Genomic DNA, 17829 nt, shown 5'->3' with positions numbered 1-17829 from the left:
TTTTATTGTTGGTCTTTATAATTAAATTGAAAATACAGCACATCGCGCCAACATCCTTCTGCCAGCCTTTTCTTCCATTCGTCTTTAAGTATGATGACAGACGCTAAAATGTCTTTCAGGGTTTCATTGTCAAGGTTGAATAACTGTGAAGGCTGAATATTATATTGCCTGATAACGTCGATTTCCTCACCCCTGAAAAAGCAGGTCTTGCACTCGGTCACGTTCGCAGCCTCAAGACCTTCCGCCGAGAGATATTCACCGTTATCATCGGTATAGAGGCTGTATATCTCACCGTTTTCCAAAATGATATGTTCGGCATCAATAGGGTCGAGGAAAGCTTTTGTTTCTGCTACAAACGCATCAAACTCGTCACGATCGGCCATCTGTTTTGTAGCCGATAGAAAGTCAAGGATAAAATAAAGGGCTTTTTTCCCTTTTGCAAAATCGGCCTTTATCCCTACTTTTGGGTCGAATAGTGCTGACTCTATAGGCTCAGGGTCAAAGCCCGCAAGCACTTTAAATGCATATGGTATAAAATAAGGATATTCGCCAATACTGGTGTAGCGCCCATTCTTCAGGCCATAAATGTAGCTTCTGTTCGCCATGGTAGGATTTATATTTAAAAGCTAAATATAACCGAAAAAGGCTGTAAGCGTAATATTGCACGGTAAATAATTATGAAAAATTATCAGCGGGGGGAGGGCTTAACGTTTGCCGAGTTTCAGGTACCCGATATGCAGCTCATCTTCAGCGCCTTCTTTTTTTTCGATCCTGATGCTGTAACGGGCTTTTAATTCATCGGAAAATAAGTCTTCCACTTTATGCATGTCGTCAACATCAAGGGCATACTTTTCGTCTACGTGCGATTCGGCGCCTTTAAAGCCCCATTCTTTATAGAAAGCCGTCTTTTTGGATGCCTTTATGGCCTTACCCATAGTAGGGGCGACCGCGAGCATTTTGTAATGGTATTCCTCGAATTCCCCCGGGCGGTAGCCGCCAAGGTTCAGGAAGAAAAGTTTCTCCGGGGTATCGGCATCTTCTTTCGGGACAATAGTGATGCTATAACCGTCAACCTGCGTGACTTCGCGCCAGCAATCCACGTGCAGCTGACCGCCATCGGGCCAAAAGCCATACATTTCACGCTTAAGCTCCAAAACGGATTTTCCGATTCCAAAAAATATATCGTGCTGTTCCGTGAGCCTGCCTTTTGGCGTGCAGCCCAGTAAAACCATGTAAAGTTTAGGGTTCGTTTCCATTGCAGGATAAAGGTATTCAAAAAAAGTTTAATATTTTTTTACCAATTTAAATTTTTGGTTCAATTTTTGAAACGCTACTTTTAGACAATAAAATAACATTAATAAATTTAAATTATGAAAAAGATATTTTTACTCCTTACTACTGTAATCGGGACACTTGCCTTTACAAGCTGTACTAATAATGATGACAGGGTAGATAACGACACGATCAGCGAAGTATTTGAGGTTGATAATGTAAACTTTACAGCTACCGGAAATTTCAGGGTAACAGTGCCTTTAAATCCATCCATCTATTCTTCTGATGTAATTTTGCTGTACAGGCTTTCCGGATCAACTTCAAACGGAAAAGATATATGGGAACCGGTACCGACATCGTATACTTTTAATGCAGGTACTGCAAACGAAGAGAACCTTAAATATTTCTTCGATTTCTCACAGGATGATATTACTATTTACCTGGAAGCCGATTTTGATCCGTTAACAAGGCAGGATTTCTCCCTTAATCAGGTATTCAGGGTAGCTATCGTACCGGGCTACTTCTCACAAACGGTTAATACGAATGACTTTGATGCTGTAATGAGTGCGATAAGCGCGCAAAATGGTTCTGATGTCCAGATTGAGAAAAGATAAGGATCCGCTCAATCCTATTGAATGAATATACAGGCAGCTTCCGGAAATGGGAGCTGTTTTTTTATGCCTTTTTATGGGGTTGGGGATGCCATATAAATTCCTATTTTTGTACCACCAACATTAGCCGATAATCAATAAAATAAACAATATTCAACTATGTATAGCTTTTACGGAACGTGGCCCTGGTACATATCGGGCTTCATAATTGGGATGGTTATGCTGTCGCTGATTTATTTCGGCAAAACTTTCGGTATGTCGTCCAACCTCCGCACTATGTGTTCCATGGTCGGTGCCGGCAAGACATCTGAATTTTTCAGGTTTGACTGGAAAGCCCAGCGCTGGAACCTTGTAGTGGTGCTTGGCGCCATGATCGGGGGCTGGCTTGCTGTAACGTATATGAGTGACGGATCGGGTGTTAACCTGAACCCTAAGACAGTGACCGAACTGCAGCAGATGCATATCGACCAGCCCGACGGCAAACTGCTTCCAGATACGCTTACAAGCATCGAGGCATTGCAGTCGCCAAAAATCCTCGGGATACTATTGCTTGGTGGTCTTTTGGTAGGCTTCGGCACGCGTTATGCGGGAGGCTGTACATCCGGCCACGCCATTACGGGGCTTAGCAGCCTGCAGCTGCCTTCGCTTATTGCTGTTATCGGATTTTTCATTGGCGGCCTCATTATGTCGTGGCTGTTATTACCGCTTATCTTTAATTAAAAGTACCATGAAATTTATAAAATTCCTGCTGGTAGGCCTGGTGTTCGGTATCGTACTTACAAAATCGGAAGCCGTATCGTGGTACCGCATTTACGAAATGTTCCATTTCCAGTCGTTCCACATGTTTGGTATCATTGGTGTAGCTGTGGTAACGGGCGTGATAGGCGTTCAGGTTATAAAGCGCCGTAACCTGAAAGATATCAGCGGGCAGCCCATTATTATTGCCGATAAAGAAAAAGGCTTTACACGCTACATAGTTGGCGGTACGCTCTTTGGCCTTGGGTGGGGGCTTGTAGGCACTTGTCCGGGACCGATCTTTATTTTGATAGGAGCGGGGTTCTGGGGAATAGGTGTCGTGCTGCTTGGATCGCTTTTAGGAACATACTTATATGGCCTGATAAAGAACAAGCTGCCGCATTAATATGGATGACCTAACTCAATTAGATATTTGTAAAAAATATTTTGCAGACCATATTCCTAGTCCAAATAATTTTAAGATTGGAATTTCAGAATCTGCAATGCAGGGAGAAATGCCAATAAATGGTCTTCGTCATGAGATTGAAGGTGATACCTCTGGTTGGTACATTTGGGGAGGGAAAGCATTTTCGAATGATCCTAATTTTTTCTCTCCTCTTCATATTAGTCATTTAAAAGATAAATGTCCACTAATAATAAAATATTTGGCGCTGCCCCCAGGTTATAGGTTTTTAATTGACGACAAAGGATATGAAGATGTATGGTTTGATGAATTAATCTTAAATCAATGAAACAAATCTTCTATATTATCAACTACACGTACTTTATTTGTGTAGGTATCCTGCTTATATTTACTTCACTATTTCATCTGGGGGGGAAGGAACAGCTGCAGTCACAGCTTGATAATTTCTGGAGGTTTGTGTTGGGCAGGATAGCTTTCAATGAAATTATACTGGTCGTATTCCTTGTATTTCTTTTCCTGGTAAACTTCCTTTTCAGCAAGTCGGTCGACTTCAGGACAAGAACGGGATTGCTGACCAAGGCATTCTTATGGCTGACGTTACTATCTGTAGTGACCGTATTTGCTTCCTATTCTTTTCGTTAATGTTTTTCATAAAAGAAAAAGGCCACTTCTAAAAGCGGCCCATTTTTCAAAGAAAACTAACTGAAATCAAAATTTTAGTTGGAATAGACTTTTACATAATCGATAACAAATTCCTGAGGGAATATACTGTCATCTACATCCGGGCCGCCAAAGTTCCCGCCAACAGCTACATTCAAAATAATATAGAAAGGCTGGTTATAAGGCCAGTTTGCCTCGTTTTTATTTTCCGGAGCGTAGGAGAAAAATACTTTTTCGTCTACGAGGAAATCGATCTTTTCCGGCGTCCATTGTATGGCATAATTATGGAAACCTTCTTCAATTTCCGGCATAGGGGTTTTGTGCCCATAGGCATTATCGCCATGGCGATCCTGGAAATGAAGGGTAGTGTAGGCCATATCCGGCTCACGGCCAATATATTCTAAAATATCTATTTCGCCTGCCAATGGCCATCCCTTTTGCCCGATGTTGGAACCCAGCATCCAGAATGCCGGCCATATACCGTGTCCTGTAGGTATCTTGGCACGTGCCTCTATGTACCCGTATTTAAATTCTTTTTTGCCTGCAGTGGTTATACGGGTCGAGGTGTATTTGTCGCCATCCTTTTTTGCGGTGATGGTCAGGAAGCCGTTCTCAACCTTGTGGTTGTCTTTGGTGTAGAGCTGGCGCTCGTTGTTGCCCCATCCACAAACGTTGGGGCACCCGTCGCCAAGCTCAAAGTTCCATGCTTTTTCATTAAGTTTTTTGCCGTTAAAGTTCTCTTCCCATACCAGCTTGCCTTTTTTTACCTGTGCCGAAGCAGAGATCGCTGCAAGCAGTACCAGCGCCATTGTTATCTTTCTCATGGTTTTGCTTCTTTTCCGTAAGTAAATCCTGTTTCTAGGCTCGTTTCGGAGCTTCCGCCCACGAACACAATGAAGTCGCCGTGTTCAGCTTCCCACTTCCCGTTGTCAGTATAAAATTCTATAGTTTTTTCGTCTATGGTGAAGGTAACGGTTTTTGTCTGGCCTGCTTTTATCTCCAAAAGTTCAAAGCCTTTCAGCTCCTTTACAGGGCGCGTAACCGACCCGATAAGGTCTCTTATATATAACTGTGCTACCTCTTTGCCATCAACATTGCTGTTATTTTTAACATCGAATGTAACTGTTATACGCCCTTTTTCAGAGAAGGAAGGACTGCTCAGCTTCAGGTTGGAATATTCAAATTTAGAATAGCTCAAACCGTGCCCGAAAGGGTAGAGGGGAGACGTACTCTGATCGATATAATGCGACCAGAAAACACTCTCGGTAGGCTGCCCGTTGCCCGGCCTTCCTGTAGCTTTGTGATTGTAATATAACGGCATCTGGCCAACGCTCCTCGGGAAGCTCATTGGGAGCTTTCCGCTTGGGTTATAATCACCATAAAGCACCTGCGCTATGGCATTTCCGCTTTCAGTACCAAGGTGCCATGCCTCAACGATTGCAGGGATGTTTTGTGCAGCCCAAGGCAATGCCAGCGGCCTTCCGTTGGTCAGTACCAAAACAATGTTTGGGTTGGCTTTATATACCTCTTCCAGTAACTCCTGCTGTACGCCTGGTAATCCCAGCTCGCTGCGGCTGCGGCCTTCGCCTGTCTGCAGTCCGTGCTCGCCCAGTACCATAACCACTACATCGGCAGCTTTAGCAGCGTTTACAGCTTCACCAAACCCGCTTTTGTCGGTCATATTGATCTTTGTTTCTACAATAAATTTAGGGTCACCCAAAGCTACGTCCGCGCCTTTGGCATATACCAGCTGGTTGCCTTTGTAGGCCTTCATTCCTTCCATTACCGATACGGCTGTGTTATCATCAGCGCCTATCCTCCAGCTTCCAAGCGGGCTGGTCTTGTCGTTTGCCAATGCACCGATCACGGCTATTTTCTGCCCCTGTTTTTTAAGTGGCAGTAGTTTTTTGTTGTCGTTCTTTAAAAGTACAATCGATTTTTTAGCCATATCAAGCACACCATCGTGGAATTCTTTTTTTCCGATGGTTTGCTGCTCGCGGGCTTCGTTACAATACTTGTACGGATCGTCAAACAAGCCAAGCTCGAACTTAACCCTTAAAATACGGCGAACCGCGTCGTTTATATTTGCTTCAGATACCTTGCCTTCTTTTACAAGTGCCACAAGGTGCTGTACATAGCCGTGCGACTCCATATCCATGTCGCTGCCTGCGTTTGCGGCAAGCTCAGCGGCATGCTTTAGGTCTTTCGCATAGCCATGAGCCATCATTTCGCCCATAGAGCCCCAGTCCGACACTACAAAGCCTTTAAAGTTCCAGGCTTTTTTAAGAATATCGCGCTGTAGGTAGGCGTTTGCGGTAGCAGGTATACCTTCAAGCTCATTAAACGAGTTCATGAACGTGAGCGCACCGGCATCAGAAGCAGCCTTAAAAGGCGGCAATACTATATTGTGAAGCGTGTTATTGCTTATATCTACCGTGTTATAATCTTTGCCGGATTCGGCAAAAGAGTACCCTGCAAAGTGCTTTACGCAGGCAGCAAGGTTAAATTCGCCAAGGTCTCCCTGAAAGCCCTGTACCCTAGCAACAGCTATTCGGCTGCCAAGGTATGGGTCTTCGCCCGCGCCTTCCATAACGCGGCCCCAGCGTGCATCCCTGGATACATCTACCATAGGGGCAAATGTCCAGTTCAGTCCCGAAGCAGCTGCTTCGGCGGCAGCTATCCCTGCCGATTTTTCTATGGCCTCCATATCCCAGCTTGCTGCTTCGGCAAGCGGTATGGGGCTTATAGTCTTATATCCGTGGATAACGTCGTAGCCAAATATCACCGGTATTCCCAGCCTGGTTTGCTCTACGGCAATTTTTTGTAATGCTTTTACGTCTTTTACGCCCTTTACATTCAGCATGGAGCCTACCCATCCTTTTTTAAGGTGCTCATATTTATCGGCTGCAACACCATCTTTGGGTGCAGGCCCGGTTACATCCCAAAAGCCGTTGTACTGGTTCATCTGGCCCACTTTTTCTTCAAGGGTCATAAGGTTCAGTACCGAGTCGACTTTACGGTCTATAGCAAGCTCCTGTTTTACAGAGGCAACATTTTGTTTGGTGGAGCCGCATCCCAGCGCAATTGCAAGCAGGGCCACCCAGGCGTATTTAGGTAAATTATATTTCATTATAATTTTTTGAATCCAATAAGTAAGGAGGCCGGCCGTAACCGGCCTCCATACTATTGGTAATTAGAACAGATGTTTTTTAAAAATTTATTCCTGGAAAACCTGTACATAATCAATCTCCATAGAAGATTGTGTAAAGCCAGGGGCAATAGTACCTCCAAGTGAACCCCCCATTGCTACGTTGAATATCAGGAAGAAATCATGGTTGAAAGGTACCGCGGCTGAGTTCGGGAATGTCTTGAATTCCACGTCGTCAACATAAAAACGGATAAAGCTTGGGCTCCAGTTGATCGAATAGGTATGGAAACCATCCTGCACTCCGTTTACTGTAGTAGTGGTAGAGTCTGCATTACCTGCTGAGTGGCCCGGATAGTGCAGTGTTCCGCTCACCTTGTTAGGTTCGTTACCCACATGCTCCATCATATCTATCTCGCCGCATGCAGGCCATCCTACAACATCCTGGTTAGCGCCCAGCAGCCACAGGGCAGGCCAGGTACCGCTTCCCGTTGGCAGTTTCGCCCTTACCACAACTTTACCATAGGTAAACTCAAATTTATTTTCGGTCTTCATACGGGCCGAAGTATATTGCTGCCCTCCAAAGTTCTCAGCTTTAGCCGTTATTTTAAGCGTACCGCCCGATACTACTGCATTTTCAGCTTTGTAGTATTGCTTTTCACCATTGCCCCAGCCGTTATTGTTGCCTATTTCCATAGTCCATTTAGAAGCATCCGGAGCGCCATCAACGTTAAACTGGTCTTCCCATACAAGGTTGTCATAAACCGGCTCATCGTCAGGATATGGAGGCTGTGTGGTAAGGATAAGGTACCATGCAAGGTCGGTATTGTTGCCCTGAACAACCCTTACCTGCATACGTGTAGCTGTAATGCTAAGGACTTCATAAGTATTGCTGCCTATGTAATATCCTAAGAAGCCGTTATTTGAAATGGTAAACTGTGTGCCTGTACTTGCTGCCGGGGATACATACGATGAAGCGGCCCCAAGTGTTACGTTTTTCACTCCCGAAACATCATAAGGAAGGCAGTTGTCCGCTCCAAGAGGGGTGCCGCCTACACTTGTATAGGAAGCGTTAAAGAAAGTAGCGCCGCCATTGTCATTTTCAAATTTGATCTGTTCGCCGTCAAGGCTAAAGGTAAATTTATTATTGTAAAAACAGCTGCTCACGTCAGATCCTGCTTTCTCGAAAGGAGCAGCAGCATAATACGATGGCCAGTTGTTGTTGCCATCAGGAGTATTCGGGCCTACCCCAAGATGGCCTGCTTCTGCCGCAGCGATATACCATACTTTCGAAGTGCCTCCTGTAAGGAATTGCGTAGTCTCATCATCCCGGAAGTTAAGCAATACATCTTCCATCATGAAAGAAGCCGTTGTAGCCACCCCGCCTTTGCCGTAAGCAATTACCACAACTTCATAAGAGTTCACACCCTGTGCTGTTACCGTATAAGGATATACGCCACCGGCTACAGTTGCCTCACCGCCGCCCTGGATCATGTATTTAAAGCTGATGGCATTATCGGCAGTTGCCCTCAATACCACTTTTCCGCTTCCGTCACCGTTAGGGAACTCATCCGATTTTCCTACTACATCGTAGGTAAAAGCCAGATTGGTAGGGGCTACGATATCCCCGAATTTTGTGTCGTCATCCTGGCAGCCCGTCACAAGGAAAAGCAGCATCAGGAAGGTACCTAAAGTTTTTAATGTCTTTTTCATAGTTTTAATTTGATAGTTGCACATCATCAAAATAGTAAGTCTCTCCTGTACCTGCAAAACCGAAATTGAAGAAGAGCACCAACTGCTGATAATTATTTGCGTTATTTATTCCTGTAAAGTCAAAAGTCAGTTCTTCCCACTGGTTAGCCACAGTAGTGGTTGTTTGCTTTTCAATATCAACTGCAGTGTTGTGCGGGTTCATGTTCTCAAACTTCATAAGCACCGGGATGCCTGCTGCAGGCGACCATACTTTTACTTTTACCTTGTGCATCACAGAGAAGTCGATAGGAGCCGACATCGGTATCGCAACACCTGCCCAGGTTTCGGATGCCACGTTTTTCACTACCTGTCCTACTTGTGTACTTGTGTTGATACCGGTCATGTGCGGGTTATTAACTTTTGTACCGATAGAACCGCCAAAGTTATTCCAAATATAGTTCGCAGAACTGCTTTGGAAAGTAAGCGGGAATGCTACAGGGTCCTGTCCGTTGAATACGGCAATATCATCGAAATAGTAAGTATCTCCCGTGCCCGGGTTGCCACCATTGAAGAACAATACTATTTTTGAATACTGCGCATTCAGGTTAGCCCCGCCAAAGTCAAAGATCAGTTCTTCCCACGCATTCGCAACAGTTGTAGTTGCAGCTTTTTCAGCATTAATGTTTGCATTGGTAAGGTTTTCGAGCTTAAGTGTTACAGGAACGCCTGCTGCCGGAGACCATACTTTCATTTTGAAATGGTGGCCTGCTGCAAAGCTTACAGGAGTGTCAAGCGTAAAGAATCCGCCTGTCCATACCGCACCTGTTGCAGGTGTCATAGCGCCTACTTTAGAGCTTGTGTTGATGCCTGCGGAGTTCGGGTTAGCAATCACACTTGCCGTTGCACCGTTGAAGGTAGTGATGTTGTAATTCAGCGTTGGGTTCTCAAAGTTGATGGGGAGCACCATTGGGTTCGAAATGGTCACATCCTGTGTATAAACTGCTGTTGCAGCACCTCCGCTGTAAGCCGTTACCGTTACGGTATACGTACCGATGGCATCATATACATAATTGATTGTCTGGCCTTCATTGAACTGTACAGGAGGCAGGGAATCATCTTCGCCGAAAGAAACCGTAAAATACGTTTCATAATCTGCTGTAGCCGATACATTTATCGATAATGAGTTACCTACAACTGCTGCAATGTTCACCTGGAGGTTTTCAGGGGCAACAAAGGTTACGGTAAGCGGCAGTGTTGTTTCTGTAGTCTTGCCGTTGATGCCTGTAGCGATAAGCGTCACATTATATTGCCCTTCGGCATATACGTGGTCCACTTTTTCACCAAGGCCGAGGGCTGCAGGTTCTACAGTCCCGTCGCCAAAATAAACCTCGTAGCTTACTACGCCTTCACCATGAGGGGCTATAGTTACCAGCCCGCTGTTATCCTGCGTAATGGTGAATAGGGCAGAAAGGTTTTGCGGGGCATTTGCGTTGTCGGCAAATGCCGTATCGTTGTCCTCGTCAGAGCAGCCTGCAAGCAGCGCTACGAAAAGGATGCTGAATATAAATTTAAATTTTTTCATATAGCTTTTTATTAATAATTCGGATTTTGCTGCCAGTTGCCGTTAGAGAACTGTATCTCTTCATACGGAAGCGGGAATACTTCGTGTTTGCCTTCTACAAAGCCATCTATGGTAGATGCAGCCTGTTTGGTCCTTACAAGGTCAAAGAAACGGTGGCCTTCGCCTACAAGTTCCCTTCTTCTTTCATCCCATATAAATTGTGTAAGCGCGCTTCCTGAAGCTGTAATGTTGTGGCTTGCATTGCCAAATGCCCTTTGCCTAACCATGTTCAGGTATGTACGTGCCTTAACATCGTCCAGGCCGCCCCTGTTAAGCGCCTCAGCAGCCATTAATAGTACATCGGCATAACGGATAGACCTGTAGTTGTTCGGGTTGGTAAGGTTTTGGTCAGGAATGTTAAGGTCGCCTTTCCTTGGTATGTATTTTTTGTTGTAAAAGCCTGTATGCTCATAACCTTCGCTGTAATGAACACCGTTATTATTATTCCAGTCGGTATGTGCGGCGGCAAATGCATCTATATTCAATATAGCAGCATCTCTCCTTAGATCTCCGGGCTCAAAAAAGTCATATGTTTCCTGAGTCGGGATGTTGAAGCTGTAGCCAGGGTCGTATAACGGCCCATCAAAGCCCCTTGGGCCGTTAAAACCTACAGCTACGTTACCTTCGCTACATTGCAGGCAGGTAAAGCTTCCACCTTCAGCATCGGTGTACTGCACTTCGAAAACCGATTCAGAGTTGTTCTCGTTGTTGTTCTCAAATATCGTATCATAATTGCTTACAAGTGTGTAGGCGTTAGATTGTATAAGCGTCTCAAGAACAGCTGCCGATTGTGCAAACTTCTCCGGGTGGCCGTCTCCAAGGTCAGCCCAGTACAGGTAGGCTTTCCCGAGCAACGCTCTTGCTGCATTCTGGGTTACCCTTCCCTGCTGTGCAGGAGGTCCGGGGTTAAGGTTCTCAATAGCGTAAAGAAGGTCGGCTTCTATAGATGCATATACTTCTTCTGCAGAAGAGCGCGGGATTGTTGTTTCATCGCCCAGCTTAAACCTGGCATCGCCTTTCATCGGGATGCCGCCAAACCATTTAACCAGTTCAAAGTGAAAATACGCCCTTAAAAAGCGTGTTTGTGCAATTATCTGCTCTTTTCCTTCAAAATCGGTCTTGTCTTTAAATTCAAGGATATAGTTGGCCCTGTTTACACCGGCGAACATCCAGTCCCATATGTTTTTTACCTGGGGGTTCACGGGTGTGTGGCTCATATTGTCCACCTGCTGGAAGCCGGGGGTATCTGTAGCGCTTTCACCACCGCAAAGCGTATTGTCAGAAGCGATCTCTCCCAACAGTACATTCTGGTAGGTAGATTGCAGCATATCATACACAGCGATCAGCGCCTGCTCATAATCGGCCTTAGAGTTAAAATAGTTCTCAGAGTCTATAGAGTAGGGAGGAGTCCTGTCAACAAAATCATCCCCGCATGAAATATTCAGCGTTAAAAAACTTAGTGCAGCTACGGCTGTTATTATTTTCTTCTTCATTGTCGTAATAATTAAAAATTAATGTTTGCACCCACCATATACGTCCTCGCAACCGGGTAGAAGCCATAATCGATACCGCTTCCTATAGGTGCGCCTGATGATGCTCCCGGATCATATCCCCTGTATTTTGTAAAAGTGTACAGGTTGTTCACACCTGCATACAGCCTTACTTTCGTCGGGCCGCTTTTGCCTAATAATTTTTCATCGAACGTATAGCCAAGCTGCACGTTTTGTATCCTTGCGTATGATGCATCTTCTACATAATAGCTGGAGAAAACATTGTTATTGGTAGCGCCTGTAGTCACCCTTGGCACTGAGTTGCTGGTGCCTTCGCCAGTCCATCTGTTAAGCACATAGTTAAGGCGGTTGCCGTTCGGCACGTTCCTTTCATAGTTCCTTACCATATCATTGCCTATTGAAGCAAATGTGTATGCCACAAAGTCAAAGCCTTTATATTGAAGGTTGATGTTAAAGCCCATTGTTGCGGCCGGTATAGGGTCGCCAATATTGGTTTTGTCATTAGCATCGATCTTGCCGTCATTGTTGATGTCTGCAAAACGGATATCACCCGGTTGTGTACTTTGTGAGCCGAGCCCGCTTTGTGACGGGGCTGCATCGATCTCTGCCTGGTTTTGGAAGATACCTTCCATTTTCAATCCGTAGAAGTATCCCATTGGCTTGCCAACTTCCATCCTTGCTGCTGCTTCGCCAAGGCCAAAGCCGCCACCTGACAAGAAACCGGTTGCATTATCAACTTTAGTTACCTTGTTTTTAAGGAAGGTAACATTGTAATTAACATCGATCCTAAGGTTGTCGCTCAGGTTCTTTTTGTACCCTACAGCAAGCTCAAGGCCGTAGTTCTTCACATCACCGGCATTGATGGTAGGGAAACTTGAGCCCGGCGCACTTGCTCCCAATATACCTGATACAGGGATGTTTGGTATAAGAAGGTCGGTACGTGTATCTACGAAATAATCGGCAACAAAGGTTACATCGTTATTAAAGAAATTAAGATCGGCACCTATGTCAAATTTCTTGGCAGCTTCCCATTTCACTTTAGGGTTTGGTATCGGCCCAACAGCAGTACCTGTGGTAAGTGCATTATCGAATACATAAGTAGCTTCACCACTTAATAGTGCAGTATAAAGGTTGTTACCAATCTGGTCGTTACCAAGCGAACCATAACTTGCCCTCAGTTTCGCGAAGCTAAGTATATTGTTTTGCTTAAAGAACGATTCGTCAGAAAGTACCCATCCTCCTGTAACAGAAGGGAAATAAGCTACCCTGTTATCCGGACCGAATTTAGTCGACATATCCCTTCGTAGCATCGCAGAGAAAAGGTAACGTCCTTTGTAGTCATATTGCAGCCTTCCGAAATAAGAAAGCCTTCTTTCGTCATATTTGTAAGATCCGGCAGATTTTTGCAGTGGCAGGCCATTTGCAAGGCTTATGTCGGCAAATTGCCATGAGTTGTTCGGTACATCATAACCTGTTGCCGACAATCCGGTGCCCCATTCTTTAAATACCGTAGTACCAAGTGTGAATGAGAAATTATGGCTTTCTGCAATAGATTTTTGGTAAACCCCAAAGAGGTCAAACGTATAGCTATTATCGTTTACAGTTGCCTGAGAAACGCTGCTGCGGGTAACGTTGTATATTTTACCAGGGCCGTAGTCAACGATCTTACTGAAACTCTTTGAGTTGCTGTTAGCCGTATTGAAACCCATCCTACCGGTGATCGTAAGCCCTTTTATTACGGTATAATCAAGCCCGAAAGTACCGTTTATCCTTTTATAATAGTAGCTGTTGTACGTATTGTCTATCTGTGCCAATGGGTTGATGATTTCATTACCAAATCCCGAAGTGGCAGGTACAAGGGTGTAATCGCCGTTCTCGTCGCGCAGATTTTGTAATGGCGAAACGTTAAGCGCGTTGAATAGTACCGAGCCAAGAGCGTTTTCGTTTAATGTCCTCCTGTTGAAATACGTATAGATAAGGTTGGTATTCAGTTTAAGGTTGTCAGTAAGATCTGCGCCAAGTGAAAGCCTGGCAGTGTTCCTGAGGAAGTTCGACTTGTCAGGCCCTACGATACCATCCTGGTCAAGGTGCGAACCGCTAAGGGAATAGGTTATTTTGTCCGATCCCCCCGAAAGGTTAAGGTCATGGCTGATAAGCGGTACATTTTTGCTGAATACCTGGTCCTGCCAGTCCGTTCCTTTTCCAAGGCCGCTAAGATTTGGAAATGGTATTGGCTGCCCGCCATTTGCATAGCTTTCGTTAAGCAATGCAGCGTATTGTGTACCATTTAATGTAGGCAGTTTCCTTGATGTTTCCTGAAAACCTGTATAGAAGTTGTAAGAAACAGAAGTTTTCTGGTTTTTTCTGCCTTTTTTGGTTGTAACCAAAACAACGCCATTAGCTCCAATAGTACCATATATAGCTGCCTGTGCATCTTTCAATACAGTGATGGTCTCAATATCCTGCGGGTTCAAAAGGCCAAGCTCTCCAATGTAGCCGTCAATAATTACTGTAGGGCCTGCAGCACCGTTAGTACCGATACCCCTAATCCTGATATCAAGGCCGGCACCGGGAGATCCCGATTGTGTAGTCACATTTACCCCTGAAACCGTTCCCTGAAGCGCCTGCTCTACTTTTACGGGCCTTAGCTTCCCAAGGGTTTCAGCGCTCACTACGCTTACAGCACCGGTTACTTCCTTTTTTTTCTGGGAGCCATAGCCAATTACTATTACCTCGTCGAGCGTTTTTGCAGTCTCCTTAAGGTTTACAGTAACGCTTTGGGTGGTTATGGCAACCATTTCAAAAGATTCAAAGCCTATAAAGCTAAATACAAGCGTTGAACCGGTGGGTACTGTTATGGAAAAATTACCATCAATGTCAGTAACCGAGTTTACCGTAGAATTTTTTACGGCGATGTTTACCCCGGGCATAGAAAGGCCGGTTGCCGCTTCATTTACCTTGCCGCTGATCTCGACATCCTGTGCGAAACAAAATGATGATACCAGCATAAAGGCAATCAAGAATAATTTTGACTTCATATAAAAATTGATTTTTGTGATTTTATAAAATTATACCAGTCTTAAATAAATAAACTAAAATGAACCCCTACAAATAATATACATTCCTGAAAAAAACACCTGCGGGACACAATTTTTGATATTACCCCTGTATTAACACGATTTTAAGAGCGTTACAAAAAACTGGACAAAGCCTACGAAAACATTGTAATTACATCGTTTGTTGTGGAAATGTATAGGTACTTTATATAATTGTTGTAGTAGTTTAAACAGAAAGAATATACTCAACAAGCCCTAATTCATGGGGTAAATCCATTTTCTTACGCAAACGGTATCGTTTAATCTCAACACTCCTTACCGAAATATTAAGCAATGGCGCTATTTCCTTGGAAGATAAATTCAGCCTCAGGTACGCGCAAAGCCTCAAATCATTCGGTGTAAGCAACGGATGGGCTTTCTTTATCTTCTTTAAAAAGTCTTTATCTGCATTATTAAATGCCTCTTTAAACATATCCCAGGTATCATCCTCATTGATGTTCTTGTTGATAGTAGTGATAACAGATTTGATATTGCCACCTTCGCCGGATTTCTTCAGGTCATCCTTGATCATCGAGAGCAGTTCGTTCTTTTTGATTAGGTTCATTGTTGAGGCAGCCAACTCCCTGTTCTTATTTTCAAAGTCCTGTTCCAACTGCTGGTTTTTTATCTTCATCAGCTCCTGCTCGTTTTCAAGCTCCTTAATCTCGAGCAGCCTGTTGTTTTCCTCAATCAGCTTTTCTTTCTGCCTGTGGTAATAGTTCTTATAGGCCCGGTTGATGAGGTAGGCTGCAATTATGGCAATTATCAGGTAGATGATTAATGCAAAGGTAGTGGCATACCACGGCTTAAGGATCGTAAATGAATACTCTGCTGTGTTGATTGATAGCGAGTTGCCTGTCTTTGCCCTCACACGGAAAGTATAATCCCCGGAGGCAAGGTTCTTAAAATTGATAAACGGCCTGTCGCTCCATTCACTCCACTCATCCTGGAGGCCTTCAAGCATATACTGGTATTCGGCATTTACATATTTACCATATTCAGGCACGGTAAATGAGAAGGTCAGGTTGTTTTCACTGTGGCCAAAACTCCCTTCAGACGAAACCGGCTGCGATATCGTGTTTTGGTTCATCACGTTGGTTGCCACATTGGTAATGAAAACATTATACCTGTTAAAGGCAAGCTCGCTCATGTTGATGGTATAGTAACCGTCTGTCGTGCCTATGAGGTAAGTGCTCGGTGTTATTTGGGTTATGTTCTCAAAGCCCAGCATAGAATTGGTAAGCGAAGAGGGGATAGGTATGATATCATGCTTCAGTTCAGTATTCAGCTTGCCACATGAAAAATAATTGATGTAGTTTTTTGTAAAGAACCAAAGCTTATCCGTCCTGTCCGGCGTGAGCTTTCCGGAAATATACTCATCGTTTACAAAAACCTGCGACAGCTTATCCTGCTTTACGAATTCTTTTGTCTTTTTGTCGAGCCTGAAAAACCCGTCTTTTGATGCGTAGTATATATCGTTGTTAAGGCTGCTAAGACTGGCATTCTTGCCTTTTGACGGGGTCTTGTAAGCATGGAAATTAACTACCTTGCCATAGCCGCTGTCAGTCGTTATACGGAATACGCCTTTATACTCGTGGCTTATGTAAATGTCATTTCCGACAACTTCAAAATAGCGGCTGGAGTAGTCAAAACCTTTTATCCAGTTTCTGAATTTCCAGCCTGTTGCCGTCTTTTCAAGTACTGATATTCCATGATAATTCCCTTGGAATAACAGGTTTTTATTGTAAGGATGCCTTTCAAACTTCCATGTACCGGACCCTGCAAACAAATGTGCCGATGTGGTGCCGCTTATAATATATGTACCCGAATCATGCCCGCAAAATAAGGCCCCGTCATATTCGTACAGCGACCAGACCTGGCCTTTGGTACCCGAAACGAATTTAAACTCTTCGTTGCTTTTATAGGCTTTACAGAAGAGCCCCTGGTTTGTGCCTACATAAAGTGTCCCGTTGTACAGTATGGAGGCATATACGGTACCTAAAAAGCCGGTATCATCCACAAAGCTCCGTACTGCCGATTGCAGGTTGATGCAATTGATACCATTGTCAAGTGCGACCCAAAGGTTCTTATCCTTATCTTCAAATACCGATAAGGCGGTGTTATTGCTAAGCCCTTTATTCTGTGTAATATGGTATTTTAGTTTGCCCTGCGGCGTTATGATAAAGATACCGTTGGATACCGATCCCAACGCCAGGCTGCCGTCGCTAAGCATCTGGCAGTTATAGATGCTGCTGATTTTCATCTGGTCGTCAGCTTCTGTAGCCCAGGGTGTTATAATGCCATTTTTATATTCTAAAAAGCCATTGAACTGCGTTTGCAGGAGTAAACCATCATTGACGTGGAATATGTTTACGATCTTGTTTTTAATGAACATTGCGTCATTGCTTATAAGCTTGCTTCTGCCGTTCTCGATTTCAAAAAGCCCTTCGCCAAATGTTTGGTACATTATGGTATTTTCAACCGTGAAAATTTTATTTACGCCTGTTTTAGGCTTAATGATACGGTACTTTTGGGTCTTTGTATCGTAAATGAATATCTGGCTCAGCGACTGGAAAATTACCCAGCGGTCGTACTGGACGATGTTCCAGAACTGTTCATCATCAAGTATATCTTTCTTGATGGATTTGCTTAGCGAAAAGTACTTAAGCTTGCCGTCAGGCTGCCTTTGCCAGTACCCGAATTCCATATAGCATCCGGTATATATACGGTTGTTTATAACCTTTACCGAACGCAGTATGGTTTCGTTAGGGGATGGGTACAATGTCCATTCCGACCCGTTAAATTCGAGCAGGCCTTCATTGTTGGCAAAGTACATAAAGTTGCCGCTGTCCTGGCTGATCATCCAGTTTTGGTTGCCCGCATTGTAAATTTCGGGCGTATATTTTAATATAGGCGGCAGTTCCTGCGCAAATCCTGCGAGGGAAAACAGTAGTAAGAGGATTGCCTTTTTTATCAAAATGTGGTAGTTTGGTTAGTTATAGATGGGTAAAACGCGAATATACAACCTCAAAAACGATTGCGGTGCATCGTCGAGGTAAAAAA

Annotated in this window: 14 protein-coding genes; 5 read left to right on the top strand and 9 right to left on the bottom strand. The window is 44.3% G+C overall.

Going from position 1 to position 17829, the window contains the following annotated elements:
• Window positions 1-2: 2 nt before the first annotated feature.
• Together HYN59_RS16670 and HYN59_RS16665 are read right to left on the bottom strand one after the other, a co-directional pair.
• The gene (locus HYN59_RS16670) at window positions 3-605 is read right to left on the bottom strand and encodes a DUF7822 domain-containing protein (RefSeq protein ID WP_108779362.1); all 603 of its coding nucleotides are present in this window, start codon (window positions 603-605) and stop codon (window positions 3-5) included.
• A gap of 99 nt (window positions 606-704) precedes the next feature.
• A complete protein-coding gene (locus HYN59_RS16665; RefSeq protein WP_181369475.1) occupies window positions 705-1256 on the bottom strand; it encodes a DUF1543 domain-containing protein in 552 nt (183 codons plus the stop codon).
• A gap of 114 nt (window positions 1257-1370) precedes the next feature.
• On the opposite strand from HYN59_RS16665, the gene HYN59_RS16660 reads away from it, so the two are divergent.
• From HYN59_RS16660 to HYN59_RS16640, 5 genes are all read left to right on the top strand, one after another.
• Complete coding sequence (locus HYN59_RS16660) at window positions 1371-1886, top strand: hypothetical protein (protein WP_108779361.1); 516 nt, start codon at window positions 1371-1373, stop codon at window positions 1884-1886.
• A gap of 156 nt (window positions 1887-2042) precedes the next feature.
• Window positions 2043-2603 (top strand): YeeE/YedE family protein, encoded by a 561-nt coding sequence (locus tag HYN59_RS16655; protein WP_108779360.1) that lies wholly within the window; start codon window positions 2043-2045, stop codon window positions 2601-2603.
• Window positions 2604-2610: 7 nt separating this feature from the next.
• Complete coding sequence (locus HYN59_RS16650) at window positions 2611-3024, top strand: DUF6691 family protein (protein WP_108779359.1); 414 nt, start codon at window positions 2611-2613, stop codon at window positions 3022-3024.
• A gap of 1 nt (window position 3025) precedes the next feature.
• Window positions 3026-3370, top strand: coding sequence for an immunity protein Imm33 domain-containing protein (locus tag HYN59_RS16645; protein ID WP_108779358.1), 345 nt, complete (start codon window positions 3026-3028; stop codon window positions 3368-3370).
• Entirely contained in the window at window positions 3367-3684 is a 318-nt protein-coding gene (locus tag HYN59_RS16640; RefSeq protein WP_108779357.1) for a hypothetical protein, read from the top strand. The genes HYN59_RS16645 and HYN59_RS16640 overlap by 4 nt, the downstream gene beginning before the upstream one ends.
• Window positions 3685-3758: 74 nt before the next feature.
• Here HYN59_RS16640 and HYN59_RS16635 read toward each other — a convergent pair whose 3' ends face one another.
• The 7 genes from HYN59_RS16635 to HYN59_RS16605 all read right to left on the bottom strand — a co-directional run bounded on the left by HYN59_RS16635 (window position 3759) and on the right by HYN59_RS16605 (window position 17743).
• Window positions 3759-4526: a glycoside hydrolase family 16 protein gene (locus tag HYN59_RS16635; RefSeq protein ID WP_108779356.1), complete on the bottom strand. Its 768-nt coding sequence runs from the start codon at window positions 4524-4526 to the stop codon at window positions 3759-3761.
• A complete protein-coding gene (gene bglX / locus HYN59_RS16630) occupies window positions 4523-6832 on the bottom strand; it encodes a beta-glucosidase BglX (RefSeq protein ID WP_108779355.1) in 2310 nt (769 codons plus the stop codon). The genes HYN59_RS16635 and bglX overlap by 4 nt, the downstream gene beginning before the upstream one ends.
• Window positions 6833-6919: 87 nt before the next feature.
• Window positions 6920-8560, bottom strand: coding sequence for a glycoside hydrolase family 16 protein (locus tag HYN59_RS16625; RefSeq protein WP_108779783.1), 1641 nt, complete (start codon window positions 8558-8560; stop codon window positions 6920-6922).
• A 4-nt stretch (window positions 8561-8564) separates the two neighbouring features.
• On the bottom strand, window positions 8565-10121 hold the full coding sequence (locus HYN59_RS16620; protein WP_108779354.1) for a PKD domain-containing protein: 1557 nt from the start codon (window positions 10119-10121) through the stop codon (window positions 8565-8567).
• Between the two features lie 11 nt (window positions 10122-10132).
• Window positions 10133-11653 carry a RagB/SusD family nutrient uptake outer membrane protein gene (locus HYN59_RS16615; RefSeq protein WP_108779353.1) on the bottom strand — a complete coding sequence of 507 codons (1521 nt, stop codon included), beginning with the start codon at window positions 11651-11653 and terminating at the stop codon, window positions 10133-10135.
• Window positions 11654-11664: 11 nt separating this feature from the next.
• Complete coding sequence (locus tag HYN59_RS16610) at window positions 11665-14709, bottom strand: SusC/RagA family TonB-linked outer membrane protein (RefSeq protein ID WP_108779352.1); 3045 nt, start codon at window positions 14707-14709, stop codon at window positions 11665-11667.
• A gap of 244 nt (window positions 14710-14953) precedes the next feature.
• Entirely contained in the window at window positions 14954-17743 is a 2790-nt protein-coding gene (locus HYN59_RS16605; RefSeq protein ID WP_281261172.1) for a triple tyrosine motif-containing protein, read from the bottom strand.
• Window positions 17744-17829: the final 86 nt, after the last annotated feature.

Source organism: Flavobacterium album, from assembly GCF_003096035.1.
GTDB classification, from domain to species: Bacteria; Bacteroidota; Bacteroidia; order Flavobacteriales; family Flavobacteriaceae; genus Flavobacterium; species Flavobacterium album.
This window is presented reverse-complemented; position numbering and strand designations above follow the sequence as displayed.